This window comes from Nostoc cf. edaphicum LEGE 07299 (assembly GCF_015207245.1).
Lineage (GTDB): Bacteria > Cyanobacteriota > Cyanobacteriia > Cyanobacteriales > Nostocaceae > Nostoc > Nostoc edaphicum_B.
The window spans coordinates 1-13,396 of sequence record NZ_JADEXF010000012.1; the positions used below are offsets into that span (position 1 = coordinate 1).

The window sequence follows — 13,396 nt, forward strand, 5'->3', positions numbered from 1 at the left end:
GTGCATCTACTTACCACAGCATATCATTTTACGTATGAGGGTTGTCACCAGTCTTTATATGAAGATTGCGTGAAGCAAGACCGGGAAAATACTTAGTTGGGGAATTGGGAATTGGGCATTGGGCATTGGGCATTGGTTATTCCCCTCTGCCTCTCTGCTCCCCTGCTCCTCTGCCCCTCTGCACCTTTTGCTTGCTCACCCAGCAAAGCTAGCTTGATCGACACTCTAGGCGTTCAGTTTTTTCTCGACCAATTCGTTGGTCAGCTTAGGATCGGCACGTTTTTCTGTCTTTTTGAGAACTTGTCCGACAAAGAAGCCTTTGAGGTTAGTGTTACCGTTGCGATACTTTTCTAGTTCTTTGGGATTGGCGGCTATGACTTCATCAACAATGGGTTCCAATACACTAGGATCGGTGATTAACTCAAGACCTGCAAAGGCTTTCTCAGGAGAAATACCACTGAGCAAATCTGGCAACTTTTGTTTAGCTTGAGCATTGCTAATTTTGCCCGTTTCAATGCGAGTGATGATATCTGCTAAATTGGTAGGAGTTAGGGCGATTTGAGTAATAGTGAGTTTTTGCTTATTGAGGTGGGCTGCAATATCTTGAGTAATCCAGTTGGCAGCAGCTTTGGGATTTGCTCCAGATGCGATCGCAGTTTCAAAATATTCGGCGATTGAACGATCTTCTGTCAACACTCGCGCATCGTAAGGGGAAAGCCCCAACTCACTTTCATAATGATGGCGTTTTTGGGCTGGTAATTCTGGTAGTTCGCTACGCCACTTCTCTAATTGTACATTTGACACCTCAATTGGTGCTAAATCTGGTTCAGGGAAGTAGCGGTAATCGCTAGAACCTTCTTTCACTCGCATACTACTTGTGCATTGTGCGCCTTCTTGCCACAGCCGAGTTTCTTGGATAATGCGATCGCCTGCTTCGATAGCGGCAATTTGGCGTTCAATTTCGTAGTCAATCGCCCGTTGGATGGCGCTGAAGGAGTTCATGTTTTTAATTTCTACCTTAGTGCCAAACTCCTTTCGTCCCACCGGACGCACGGAAATGTTGACATCGCAGCGCAGAGATCCTTGTTCCATGTTGCCGTCACTCACGCCGAGATACCGGACAATCCGACGCAACTCTTCGGCATATTCAGCAGCTTCTAGTCCAGAACGCAGATCGGGTTCAGAAACAATTTCTACTAATGGGATACCTGCGCGATTGTAGTCTACCAGAGAATAGGAAGAACCAGAAAGGCGAGTCTCGTTCCGAGAGGCTTCGCCAACGCTGCCAGCGTGTACCAATTTTCCCGCATCTTCCTCCATGTGCAGACGTGTAATGCCAATGCGTTTGCGAATCGGATTACCCTCAGCATCTACCAACTCAATTTCTAACCAACCATGTTCTGCGATCGGTAAATCGTATTGAGAAATTTGGTAATTTTTCGGTAAATCTGGATAAAAATACTGCTTACGGTCAAATTTGCTATATTTAGCGATTTGACAATTTAGTGCCAAACCAGCTTTGACGGCGTATTCTAATACTTTTTGATTGAGTACAGGTAAGACCCCAGGTAAACCCATACAAACCGGGTCAATGTTAGTATTGGGGTCAGAGCCGAATGCCGTAGAGCTATTAGAGAAAATCTTGGTATTGGTACTCAGCTGACAATGGGTTTCTAAACCAATAATCGCTTCATACTCAGTTTTTACGGTCGTAGCAGTGGTCATAATATCAATAATTTGGGCATAATCCTTGTAGTGGTACTATTGTAGCGGCGTATTGAGTTCCTCTGAAGACGGTTATTTGGGTGAGCAATGCTTACCTTTTGAGCTTGAAAAGGGAGATGCACATCTAAGGTGAAGAAAATCTTATAGACAACAGAGCAAGTCAAATTATGATTGATGTAAAAACAGCAGTGAATGCTGCGTATGAATACCTAAAATCCCTACAAGATATAATGGGATCTTCGTTACCAGATTTAAGACTTGAAGAAGTAGAACTTTCTGAAGACCAAAGCTTCTGGCTCATTACATTAGGTTTTGATAAACCTGAAAAAAGTCTAAGCAATATTTTTACTACTTCTCGAACATCTGAACGAGTTTATAAATTATTCAAAGTAAATTCTCAAACTGGCGAAGTAGAGGCAATGAAAATTAGAGAAGTATGAAAGATTTGATTGCTTCCCTGATTCGTCGTTATTGCCAAAAAGGGGTTTTAATTGATACAAATATCCTGCTTCTCTTTTTAGTTGGGAGTGTCAATCAAGAACGAATAACTAAATTTAATCGAACCCAGCAATTTATACCAGAAGATTATGAGCTTCTGCTAGAATTTATTGCACGCTTTCAAAAGCTTGTAACAACTCCGAATATTCTGACAGAAGTTAATAGCCTTGCAAATCAACTTGGTGAACCTGAACGTTCTCAGTGCTTTGCAATATTTGCTCAATTTGTTAACAATGTTGATCTTTTGGATGAATACTACGTAAATAGTTTAGATGCTGTTAATACTGAAAAATTTGTCAAGTTCGGACTAACTGACAGTGGAATCCTGACATTATCTAAAGGGAATTATCTTGTACTAACTGATGACTTCAAGTTAGCAAATTATCTTCAGAGTGTAGAAATTGACGTGATTAACTTTAACAATATTCGTGTCTTTAACTGGAAGTAAGAATATGAAATTATTTTGGAAGCGTTAATTTCTATAATTTCTACATACAAATTAAAAAATGCCTGGGAGTGTTGCCGTGTTTCCACCCCAGACATTTTTTATTCTTAACTTGCTCCTCACACACGATTAAACCATATCACTAATTCAATCAAAAAGCAAGTAAATTATGTGACACTTTCTAAACTGCACAAACAATCCAATTTCTGACAAATTAAAAAGCGCTTGGGAGTGTTGCCGTGTTTCCACCCCAGGCGATTTTTATTTTTAACTTGCTCCTCACACACGATTAGACAATATCACTAATTCAATCAAAAAGCAAGTAAATTATGTGACACTTTTTTAAGCGCACACCTTGCGGTCAATGATTTAGTGTAAAAAGTGACGTACACCAGTTAAGACCATCAGCAAACCCAGTTCGTTCGCAGCAATGATAGAATCTTTATCGCGCAAACTTCCCCCTGGTTGGACAATGGCTGTAATTCCTGCTGCTGCGGCTGTTTTGACTGAATCATCAAAGGGGAAGAATCCATCGCTGGCTAGAGTTGCACCTTTGGCTTTTTCTTGAGCTTGTTCTAGAGCTATTTTAACTGAGCCAACGCGGTTCATTTGACCAGCACCTACTCCTAGTGTAGTGCGATCGCTAGTTACAACAATTGCATTAGATTTAACGTGTTTGCAAACTTTCCAAGCAAACAGCAATTCGGCTAATTCGCTGTCGGTGGGTTGACGTTCAGTGACTATTTGCCATTGACTAGTATCAGCAATGATGTCATCGCTAGCTTGGACAAGGAAACCACCTGCGATCGCTTTCACTGTATCTTTAGGGCCACTGCTCAAATCAGCTAGAGTCAAAACCCGCACGTTAGATTTCTTTGCCAGGATTTCTTGAGCTTCGGCTTCACAACTTGGTGCAACCACACATTCTAAAAATGTTTTAGTTAACTCGCTAGCTGTAGCCGCATCAATCGGACGGTTGAGTGCGACAATTCCGCCAAAAGCAGAAGTAGAATCAGCATTGAAAGCTTTTTGATAGGCTTCAGAAATTGTACTTCCCAATGCCGTACCACAGGGGTTGGTATGCTTGATAATCGTTGCTGCTGGGGTATCAGTGAATTCAGCAATGATTCGGCGTGCGGCTTCTAAATCAACTAAGTTATTGTAACTAAGTTCTTTGCCTTGCAGTTTTGTCGCGGCTGTCCATCCCGTTGGAGTAGTACCAGTTTGATACCAAGTGGCGGGTTGATGGGGATTCTCGCCGTAACGCAGAGATTGTAATTGTGTACCGCTAAGGGTATATTGCTGTGCTTCTGCGAGATAAGATGCGATCGCTTGATCGTAACTAGCAGTGTGCGAAAATCCTTTTAATGCTGCCTTTTGCCGAAACTCTAGGGATGCTACGCCGTTATTTTGCCGCAATTCCTGCAAATACTCGTCATACTGTGCTGGGTCGCATAATACAGTGAGATGAGCAAAGTTTTTCGATGATGCCCGCAGCATTGCTGGTCCGCCAATATCAATCTGTTCAACAGCTTCAGCTAATGTTACCCCTGGTTTAGCGATCGTTTCCTCAAAAGGATAAAGATTCACCACCACTAAATCAATCGGGCGAATCTGGTTATTTTCTAAATCTGTAATATCTTGGGGAACATCTCGCCGCGCCAAAATTCCGCCATGAATTCGGGGATGTAGGGTTTTGACTCGACCACCTAAAATTTCTGGTGATCCTGTATAATCTGCAACTTTTGTAACAGGGAGTCCCGCATCTTTGAGTGCTTGGGCTGTTCCCCCACTGCTGATTAAATCAAAGTCGAATTCTTCAACCAAGCTACGGGCTAGGTCAATCAAACCAGTTTTGTTAGATACACTCAGCAGGGCTAGACGCGCCATTGATCAATTCCTTAAAAGTAGGCTAGAAGCGAAGGATCTCAAGTTTTGCATAAGCCTTGCTTCACTTCAAGACCATGAGAAATAATATTGACTCGTGTAATTTATATGCTTACATCCCCCATCAGCACTGTTGAAAATGGTGGAAATAAGGATTAGGTAGGCTTAGTCTCTAATATTTGCGATCGCCTAAACTAAAAGTAAGCATCTTTTAGCCACATAAAATCTATGGTTCAGTCTTCTAATCAACGCCTAACCCTAGAGCGTGTCATCAGTTGAGCCAAATCACAGTAGCAGCGAGGTAAATTGCACCGAGAAAGTTGAATTTGCGCAAGGCGATAGCGAGTGGCGAGCGCACGGTACTGCTTAAGTTTGGCAAAGAAATTTTCAATTAAGTGACGGGCTTTGTACAAGTCTTTGTCGTAGTCGCGCACAGTGATGCGGTTACGCTTGGGAGGAATCACGGCAGTTTTAGCTTGTGCTTCGAGAACATCGATTACCCGTGCATCAGCATCGTATCCTTTGTCTGCTAGCACAGTGTCCGTTCTCAAATCGGGCAGCAGCACATCTGCACCATCTAGATCACAGGCTTGTCCAGGGGTGAGGTGAAAGCTGACTGGATTTCCCAACGCATCCACCACCGCATGGATCTTGGTACTCAACCCACCTTTGCTACGTCCAATTGCTTCACTGTCTGCATCCCCCCCTTTACACCCGCACTGTGTTGATGGGCGCGGACAATCGTGGAATCAATCATTGCGTACTCGTTGTCCGCCTCTTGGGCTAACACCTCAAATACCCGTTGCCACACTCCACTTTTGCTCCATCGACTGAATCGGGTGTGTACGACTCGGAAGTCCCCAAACCTTTCGGGTAAGTCCCGCCACGGGATGCCAGTTCGATAGCGGTACAATACCGCTTCCACAAACAGCCTATTGTCTTTAGCTGTCCCACCGACATAACCGTCTCGTCCAGGCAACAGGTCTTTGATCCTTTCCCACTGGTCATCCCGCAGGGCATAACGACGGCTTGTCATGGTGAGCAAATCCTTGTAGTTTGGTTGATACTTTATCTTTCTTTACATTAACTGATGACACGCCCTAGAACTGTAACTGTATTTGCACCATCTTCCTTACCCATTACTTATCGTTCTCATCAAGTAATTACTGATGATTTGCTACCAGGATTGGAAATTACCCCTCACGCAATCTTTCAACAAGCTGGATTAAATCTCTAAATTTTTATGAGGAATCAACAGTTTTTAGCGATCGCTACTTTATGGCATCCAGTGAATTGAATCTTCTGAACACCATCCTGCTTGAAGATGAAGCAGATAACAAATAGTTAACCTCAGCTTAGGAATTTTAGCGCAAAGTCAAATTCTTCAACCAAGCTACGGGCTAGGTCAATTAAACCAGTTTTGTTAGATACATTCAGCAGGGCTAGACGCGCCATTGATCAATTCCTTAAAAGTAGGCTAGAAGCGAAGGATCTCAAGTTTTGCATAAGCCTTGGTTCACTTCAAAACCATGAGGAATCATAGCAGGGGCAGGGTAAGTTAGGAGTAATACAGTGAATTAGGAATTTGTACCAATTTTTTCTGATCTTGCTACAAATCAGATCCTGCAACCTACTTAATAAAACGGTTGGGGAGAGTTTCACTAGATTTATGCCACTCATAGTCTGTAGACTCATAGACTCCATCCCTCATAAAACTGATTCTGATGAATCGCCAAAAAGCCTTTGGAAAAAGGTTGAGGGAATTGAGAGAAAAACAAGGCTACTCCCAAGAGCGCCTAGCGGAAGTAGCTGGGCTTCATCGTACCTATGTGGGCGATGTAGAACGTGGAGAGCGCAACATTAGTCTCAATAATATTTGGCGTCTTGCAGATGCTTTAGGTATTAATCCTGCTGCTTTCTTTCAAGAAGCTTATACTTCCCAGCCGAATTCTGAAAGCTTTCCTGGTAATGAAGAAATCACTTAATACTGGGTGTCCCAGGGCTTTCCTGGTGGTTGAGGCTAAAGAATGCGTAGATTGGCAAAACAAAGTAGGGATGATACGTATAATTCTCAAAGGGATTACCAAATGCTACATCAAGTTAAGACTCAAGCCTTAGAGTTCATTGATAGTGAAAAAAGTTCCCTTGTTTTAACGAACGCGAGAAAAAATCCTGTCAATAGTAACTTTATTGCCTTTGGTGGTTTCTTATATCCCTTAGAAGCTATTTCTATTGAGGTAAAACTAGATACTGGAGATACTAGCAAGTCAAAAGTTATTAAACTTACTAACGCTTGGAATCGAATTGGAGTTATTGTTGATGCTCCAGAAACGGAAATTATAACAGTCACTTTAATGTGGACTGCATCTGTTCGGCTCAACTTTTGGGGACTTAACGCAGATGCCTTAAATCTTCCTAATGAGATCCTTTCATTAAAACCTAGCGCGTCTGACCTACAACAATCTCATTTAGTACCAGAGACATTTTACTTGCCTCATGATGCAGCGCTAGCGATGGAGATAGATGAGGAACGTTCTGGCCCTTTTCACCTATTAGAAGGTGAAGAAATCACCCTTAAAAAATGCTCATACTGCGGCAGATTACTTCCTGTAAATATGCAACGTTTGGGTTCTTTATCATTTCATAAGCACAATGCAAAACTAACTAATCACCAAAATGAATGTCGCTCATGTAAAAAGTGGCGTATCAATAACAATTTCAATCCATTAAGGACTACAGACCAACTACACGAGTCATCAGTCATCACCAGAGAACGCAAGATTTTTCTTAGAGAACCGGAAATCCTTCAAGGGATTAAAGAACGTACAGGTGCAGGATGGAAATCTCAGGTCTGGGAACGATTTGAACGGAAATGCTTTTGTTGTGGTAAAGCTCTCAAACTTGAGGAAGTTCAACTAGATCATACACGTCCACTGGCTTACTTGTAGCCTATCGACGAACACGCAACTTGTCTATGTGCCGAACATAATAATCAAAAAAAGGAGAAGTTCCCGGTCGATACGCCATGCTTTTAAAATTTCCTCTAAAGTTTTGGGGTGATAGTAATCAGCTACAGTTGCATTGAGTCCAAATTTAGCTGCCGCATAGTCTTGGGAATTTAGACGAACAGATGCAATATGGTACTCAATTTCCTGTAATGCTATTTTTGCTTCTATTAAAGAAGGAGGATTTACCTTAGCTGTGGCAATAGTTGATGCTAAGGGACTTTTATCATTTGATACTGAAACTCGACCCATGAGCGCAGCTTCAAAAGCTACAGTTCCGACTCCTCCTAGAGGATCGAGAACATGACCACCTTCAGGAACAAATTCACGGATTAACCAATGTGCAATTGCTGGTTTCAATTTACCTTGATAAGAGCATAAGGAGTGTAAGTTCAACATAGGGATACCAACCGTGAAGACCTTGATGATGGCTTTCACGAAAGGTAACACCAATATCGCAATAACTCTCATAGTTCAGGGGTAACTCAAGTTGTATGTCTGTTTGTAGGGAATTTACATCTACCATTATGCAATTATGATAGTGCTGCAAAAGTCCGTGGAGACAAGTATCACTAAAGCTAATGTCCCCTGTGGCTGCTTGCCTTTCCAAATCTTCAAGAAATGGATCTTGCATCGCCAGCCTAAAGTCACGACTGGACAAGGATTGTATATATGCCAAGAACTGTTTTGTGAATTTAGGATCGCTAGATTCCGTAGGGATCGTAATTGTAACTCTAGCTGACCTCCCGTTACGGGTTCGCTCACGAGGAAAATAGATTGTCTTAAACACCTGATTTGGCATAAAGTCTAACTTACTTTATTTTGCGACCTTTCAAACAACAATGCAGAATATAGGTCTACATAGTCTATGCCAAAATCTACTGCGGAAAAACTTTTACACTATCACTGGCTATAGATAACTCCACCCTTGTACCTACAGGTAATACCGTATCAGTCATCGTCCGCGCGTGGATTTCTTTACCAGAGGGAGTTTGTAAACAATATTGGTATTCACGTCCTAAAAACCGTCGGGTGCGAACTACTACGGGTGCATCTGTGGCAGGCTTTAAGATAAAATCTTCTTGGCGGATCATGATTTCGCCAGTATCATCGGTGTGATTCGCTGTTAACTCAAAACTACCGATTTCTGTTTCCCATAAATTACCTTGACGATGGGCGGGAAGGAAATTAGCCTGAGTGACAAATTCGGCGACGAATCTTGATGCTGGATGAGTATAAATTTCTTCTGGTGTGCCTATTTGCTCTAAATGTCCTTGGCGCATCACACCCACTATATCTGAAATAGCTAATGCTTCTTCTTGATCGTGGGTAACAAAAATTGCTGAAGTACCCGCCGCTTTGAGAATGTCGCGCACTTCTTCTCGCAAGCGCAACCTAACTTGAATATCAAGATTACTCAAAGGTTCATCTAAAAGCATGAGTTGGGGTTGGGGTGCTAAAGCACGGGCGAGGGCAACTCTTTGCTGTTGTCCACCTGAGAGTTCATAAGGGTAACGTTTTTCTAAGCCTTCGAGTCTTACCAAATTAATGACTTCGGCTATGCGTTTTTGTATTTGCTGTTTACTGAAATGTTTCAACCCAAAAGCCACATTTTCTGCCACATTTAGATGGGGAAACAGGGCATAATCTTGAAAAACAACGCCGATGTCGCGCTGTTCGGCTGGAATGCAAGTAGAATTATTACAAACTATCTGTCCACCAATTTTAATTTCTCCTGCTTGCGATCGCTCAAAACCAGCAATCATTCGCAACAGCGTAGTTTTACCACAACCAGATGGGCCGAGCAATCCTAAGATATCTCCTTGTTGCAATGTCAAAGATACGTTATCTACAGCAGGAAAGGTAGTTTCTGCAAACTGCTTGGTGACATTTTGTAAGTGGAGAATTACTTGTTGCATAAGGTAGATAACAGAAGGCTGGTTAGAACTTTGTTTGCACTTGCGCGTTACTTATGACTTTATCTTTTTTGACGTTCTCTTGAGATAGCACCAATAAAGTTGAACCCATAGAAACTAGTAGCATAGCTAATGAAGCCGCCGCCGCATCGGCAAAATCTACATTTTCTGTAGCTTGCCAAATTTGCGTTGCTAATGTACCAAAGCCAATAGGCGCTAACAGCATGGTGGCGGGTAGTTCTTTAATCGCTGTCAGAAATACCAGCACTGCACCACTCAACACACCTGATTGTACTAAAGGTAGGGTAACTTCTCTTAAAGTTTGCCAAGCATTCCTACCCAAACTGCGGGCTGATTCTTCTAGCTGGGGATTGACTTGCAAAAGCGAACTGCGGACTGTTCCCACTGATTGCGGTAAAAATAAAACTAAATATGCAAATATCAGCATCGGTAGAGTTTGGTACAGTGCTGGCAAATAATTGGCACCAAAAAATACCAAAGATAAGGCAACAACTATTCCTGGAACTCCAAAACCGATATAAGAACAGCGTTCAATTATGGCGGTGATTTTACTCGGAAATCTGACTGCTAAAATTGCTACTGGTAAGGCGAAAATGGTGGTAGCTAAAGCCGCTAATCCAGCCGCACCAATGGAGTTGAGAATGGTGGGGAATAAATTGGGGAAAGTATAGCCACCGTTAAGTCCGCGAATCAGCCAAAATAGGGTGATACCTACTGGTAAAACTACACCAAAGCTAGTGATTAGCAGACAAAAGCCGAAAGCTGGCCATTTCCAAATTCCCAACTTGACAATTTTTGGTGGACGTAAAGAAGCGGAACCACGACTATAATAAGCTGCACGCGATCGCATTCGATATTCCAACCACAAAATCAGCAGCACCAATGTCACCAACATCAAAGATAAAGCTGCGGCGGAATTACGATTAAAACTAGCTTTATATTGCAAAAAAATTGCCCGTGTAAAAGCATCAAATCGCATCAGTGATGGTGTACCAAAGTCACGCAAAGCATACAAAGCTACTAATAATCCACCTGCAATTATTGATGGTTTCAACTGTGGTAAAGTTACTTTGAAAAAGGTTTCTCTGCTGCCATAACCCAAACTACGAGATGCTTCTTCTAAAGATGGATCAATCCCTTGTAATCCAGAACGTACAGTCAGCAGCATATAGGGATAGGTAAACAAAGTGATTGCCAAAACTGTCCCAGGAAAACCATAAATAGAAGGTAATTCTTCTACTCCTAATGGTTGAAGTAACAACTGCAAAAAACTACCTCGTGGTGCCAAAGTTGCAATCAGTGCAAAACTGCCTACATAGCTAGGAACCGCTAAGGGTAATGTTGTCGCCACTAACCAAAAACGTCTTCCTGGTAAGTCTGTTCGCACAGTTAAAAATGCCAATGGTACGGCGATTAGGGTAGAAAATAACGTCACCGTTGCCGCCATTGCCGCACTGTTGAAATAAATATTGATATTGCGGGGACGAGAAATCAATTCCCATAACTCTTGCCCGCCAATACCTGCGGTGCGAATTATTAAGTATAGCAATGGCAGAGCGATCGCAACTGCCACTACTGTTGCTGCTAATGTGATAAATAATGGAGGGCGAACCGCTTTCAACTGCTACAAAACTCCTGCCTGTTGTAGTAAATTCAAAGTTCCTGGTAAATCATCTAAATCTGTCAGGCTAACATTAGGTGGATTGAGCTTACTGATTGGTATTTGTTTTGATGGTGCCGGAATTCCTTTGACTAAAGGATATTCATTAGTTTGTTGAGCAAAGTAATTTTGTGAACTCTGTTTGAGCAGGTAATCAATTAAAGCTTCTACATCAGCTTTTTGATCGGTGCTATTTGTAATTGCTACTCCTGCCACATTAATCATTGATCCTGCATCTTTGCTTGTGTAGTGGTGGGCAACCGGAAAGTTTGCATCATTTTTCTTGAAGTTATACAAGTAGTAGTTATTCACTAAACCGAGATGAATTTCTCCACGCCCTACAGCTTCGACGATCGCAGCATTTTTACCGTAATCTTTGACACCATTCGCTTTCATCGCTTTGAGCCATTGGAGAGTCTTCTCATCCCCTTCTAAGACTCGCATTGCGGTGATAAATGATTGAAAGGAACCGTTTGTCGGTGCCCAACCGACTTTTCCGCGCCATTTCGGTTCTGTTAACTGCGAAATTGATGTCGGTAGTTCCCCTTGTTTAACTAACTTAGTATTGTAGTCAATGACACGGGCACGACCGGAGATTCCTAGCCAATGCCCTTTCGCAGAACGGAAGCGAGAATCAACCTGATTCAGCAGTTTAGAGGCAATTGGCAGCGTTACCTGTTTTTTCTCCAAAGTGCCTAAAGCACCAGCGTCTTGAGCAAAAAACAAGTCTGCACGGCTATTTTTGCCTTCTTCCAAAAGTGCGATCGCTAATTCAGCAGTATCGCCATAACGCACTTGAATATCCTGATTCAAGTCTTTTTTTGCTTTCTCAATTAAGGGGCCAATTAGTTTTTGATCTCTGCCTGAATAGATCACGAGGGTTTTCGTTTGAGCATTTACAGCCACCCCAATTCCCCAACCGAGCGTTACAGCTAGAGCTAATCCTGAAACTTTCAGCAATGGTAAAGTTTTCAATCTCCAATCCTCAACCTTAATACTTACCAGGAAGTTTTTGCAATAATCTTGGTATTCTCAACCTTTACCATTAACCTGTACTGGTAAGCAACAAAATTTCTCAAAAAATTTAGATTTTTCTTCCTTCTGGCAGATGCATTCCAGTACATAGCAAGTTAAATGACCTGTACTTGCTGCATCAGTTTGAGTGTTGCCTCTAAATCGTTAAGATTACTCAAATCAATTTTTTGAGCTTGTTTTTTAATTTCTTGGAGAGATTTTAGTTTACCTTTGGGTGCAACAGCCGAAGTTAGAGGATACTCATAGGTTTGATTAGCAAAGTAGTTTTGGGCATTTTCATTCAGCATGAATTCGACAAACTTTTGAGCAATATTGGGATGTTTGGCGCTGTTAAGAATTGCTACGCCTGCGACATTTACCAAGGAACCCACATCATCGGTAAAATGATGCTCCACAGGAACTTGAGCATTATCTTGCCTAACTCGTTCTAGATAATAATGATTAACAAATCCCACAGCAATTTCGCCGCGAGATAAGGCTTCTACGATCGCACTATTATTAGGATAAACTTTAGGGCTGTTAGCTTTAATACCTTCTAACCATTGCCTTGCTTTGTCTTCTCCTTCTGCAACTCGTAAGGCGGTGACAAAGGATTGAAAGGAACCATTTGTAGGTGCCCAGCCAATTTTACCTTTCCACTTCGGTTCAGTAAAGCCAAAAATTGAGGAAGGTAATTCCCCTGGTTTTACTAATTTAGTGTTGTAATCTACTGTACGTAGTCTTCCCGAAATACCTAGCCATTTACCCTCTGGTGAACGGTAGGTACTATCTACCTGATTGAGAAGAGATGTTGGTAACTGTACTGCTCTATTTGCTTTTTGAATAGCACCGAGGGCGCTAGCATCTTGAGCAAAGAAGACATCTGCGGGACTATTTGTTCCTTCTTCCAAAATTGCTGATGCTAACTCCGCAGTATCGCCGTAGCGGACTTTTACCTTAGCATTGGTTTGTTGCTCAAATTGTTTGATCAGCTCGCCAATGAGTTTTTCGTTGCGCCCTGAGTAGACTACTAGCTCTTTTTCTAATGTACCGCTAGCAGCCGTAGCTGGTGTAGCTTGCCCTGATGGCGATTGGGCAGTATCGGTGGGAGTTTGATTAGGATTACAAGCGATCGCTAATCCCCCACTAGCAACTGCTAGTCCTACTATATACACAAATTTGCGGCGCTTCATCATCTTTCTCCACTAGAACCCAAACTATATTC

General features: G+C 42.2%; 12 protein-coding genes and 1 pseudogene. 5 read left to right on the top strand and 8 right to left on the bottom strand.

Annotated features, from left to right (window positions below):
- Positions 1 to 225: 225 nt before the first annotated feature.
- Complete coding sequence (gatB, locus tag IQ229_RS00705) at positions 226 to 1,725, bottom strand: Asp-tRNA(Asn)/Glu-tRNA(Gln) amidotransferase subunit GatB (RefSeq protein WP_194040391.1); 1,500 nt, start codon at positions 1,723 to 1,725, stop codon at positions 226 to 228.
- 167 nt (positions 1,726 to 1,892) lie between these two features.
- On the opposite strand from gatB, the gene IQ229_RS00710 reads away from it, so the two are divergent.
- Positions 1,893 to 2,165 carry a hypothetical protein gene (locus IQ229_RS00710; protein ID WP_194040393.1) on the top strand — a complete coding sequence of 91 codons (273 nt, stop codon included), beginning with the start codon at positions 1,893 to 1,895 and terminating at the stop codon, positions 2,163 to 2,165.
- Positions 2,162 to 2,671: a PIN domain-containing protein gene (locus IQ229_RS00715; protein ID WP_194040395.1), complete on the top strand. Its 510-nt coding sequence runs from the start codon at positions 2,162 to 2,164 to the stop codon at positions 2,669 to 2,671. The genes IQ229_RS00710 and IQ229_RS00715 overlap by 4 nt, the downstream gene beginning before the upstream one ends.
- A gap of 366 nt (positions 2,672 to 3,037) precedes the next feature.
- Here IQ229_RS00715 and purH read toward each other — a convergent pair whose 3' ends face one another.
- The gene (gene purH / locus IQ229_RS00720; protein ID WP_194040397.1) at positions 3,038 to 4,558 is read right to left on the bottom strand and encodes a bifunctional phosphoribosylaminoimidazolecarboxamide formyltransferase/IMP cyclohydrolase; all 1,521 of its coding nucleotides are present in this window, start codon (positions 4,556 to 4,558) and stop codon (positions 3,038 to 3,040) included.
- Positions 4,559 to 4,826: 268 nt separating this feature from the next.
- A pseudogene (locus IQ229_RS00725) lies at positions 4,827 to 5,591 on the bottom strand (IS5 family transposase).
- 54 nt (positions 5,592 to 5,645) lie between these two features.
- On the opposite strand from IQ229_RS00725, the gene IQ229_RS00730 reads away from it, so the two are divergent.
- The 3 genes from IQ229_RS00730 (at position 5,646) to IQ229_RS00740 (ending at position 7,503) form a co-directional block, all read left to right on the top strand.
- Positions 5,646 to 5,792 (top strand): hypothetical protein, encoded by a 147-nt coding sequence (locus IQ229_RS00730; RefSeq protein WP_228012936.1) that lies wholly within the window; start codon positions 5,646 to 5,648, stop codon positions 5,790 to 5,792.
- Between the two features lie 487 nt (positions 5,793 to 6,279).
- Positions 6,280 to 6,540 carry a helix-turn-helix domain-containing protein gene (locus IQ229_RS00735; RefSeq protein WP_194040399.1) on the top strand — a complete coding sequence of 87 codons (261 nt, stop codon included), beginning with the start codon at positions 6,280 to 6,282 and terminating at the stop codon, positions 6,538 to 6,540.
- A 102-nt stretch (positions 6,541 to 6,642) separates the two neighbouring features.
- The gene (locus tag IQ229_RS00740; RefSeq protein ID WP_194040401.1) at positions 6,643 to 7,503 is read left to right on the top strand and encodes a hypothetical protein; all 861 of its coding nucleotides are present in this window, start codon (positions 6,643 to 6,645) and stop codon (positions 7,501 to 7,503) included.
- A gap of 24 nt (positions 7,504 to 7,527) precedes the next feature.
- Here the strand turns inward: IQ229_RS00740 and IQ229_RS00745 are convergent, their stop codons facing one another.
- The 5 genes from IQ229_RS00745 to IQ229_RS00765 form a co-directional block, all read right to left on the bottom strand.
- The gene (locus IQ229_RS00745; protein WP_194040403.1) at positions 7,528 to 7,998 is read right to left on the bottom strand and encodes a TRM11 family methyltransferase; all 471 of its coding nucleotides are present in this window, start codon (positions 7,996 to 7,998) and stop codon (positions 7,528 to 7,530) included.
- A gap of 440 nt (positions 7,999 to 8,438) precedes the next feature.
- Positions 8,439 to 9,479: an ABC transporter ATP-binding protein gene (locus tag IQ229_RS00750; RefSeq protein ID WP_194040405.1), complete on the bottom strand. Its 1,041-nt coding sequence runs from the start codon at positions 9,477 to 9,479 to the stop codon at positions 8,439 to 8,441.
- A gap of 22 nt (positions 9,480 to 9,501) precedes the next feature.
- Positions 9,502 to 11,118: an ABC transporter permease gene (locus tag IQ229_RS00755; protein ID WP_194040407.1), complete on the bottom strand. Its 1,617-nt coding sequence runs from the start codon at positions 11,116 to 11,118 to the stop codon at positions 9,502 to 9,504.
- A gap of 3 nt (positions 11,119 to 11,121) precedes the next feature.
- Positions 11,122 to 12,132 (bottom strand): iron ABC transporter substrate-binding protein, encoded by a 1,011-nt coding sequence (locus IQ229_RS00760; protein WP_228012938.1) that lies wholly within the window; start codon positions 12,130 to 12,132, stop codon positions 11,122 to 11,124.
- Positions 12,133 to 12,287: 155 nt separating this feature from the next.
- The gene (locus IQ229_RS00765) at positions 12,288 to 13,367 is read right to left on the bottom strand and encodes an iron ABC transporter substrate-binding protein (RefSeq protein WP_228012940.1); all 1,080 of its coding nucleotides are present in this window, start codon (positions 13,365 to 13,367) and stop codon (positions 12,288 to 12,290) included.
- Positions 13,368 to 13,396 lie beyond the last annotated feature (29 nt).

Coding starts and splice junctions, on each gene's coding strand:
- gatB (WP_194040391.1), bottom strand. CDS start 1,725: ATGACCACTGCTACGACCGTAAAAACTGAGTATGAAGCGATTATTGGT.
- purH (WP_194040397.1), bottom strand. CDS start 4,558: ATGGCGCGTCTAGCCCTGCTGAGTGTATCTAACAAAACTGGTTTGATT.
- IQ229_RS00765 (WP_228012940.1), bottom strand. CDS start 13,367: ATGATGAAGCGCCGCAAATTTGTGTATATAGTAGGACTAGCAGTTGCT.
- IQ229_RS00730 (WP_228012936.1), top strand. CDS start 5,646: ATGACACGCCCTAGAACTGTAACTGTATTTGCACCATCTTCCTTACCC.
- IQ229_RS00715 (WP_194040395.1), top strand. CDS start 2,162: ATGAAAGATTTGATTGCTTCCCTGATTCGTCGTTATTGCCAAAAAGGG.
- IQ229_RS00750 (WP_194040405.1), bottom strand. CDS start 9,479: ATGCAACAAGTAATTCTCCACTTACAAAATGTCACCAAGCAGTTTGCA.
- IQ229_RS00710 (WP_194040393.1), top strand. CDS start 1,893: ATGATTGATGTAAAAACAGCAGTGAATGCTGCGTATGAATACCTAAAA.
- IQ229_RS00740 (WP_194040401.1), top strand. CDS start 6,643: ATGCTACATCAAGTTAAGACTCAAGCCTTAGAGTTCATTGATAGTGAA.
- IQ229_RS00735 (WP_194040399.1), top strand. CDS start 6,280: ATGAATCGCCAAAAAGCCTTTGGAAAAAGGTTGAGGGAATTGAGAGAA.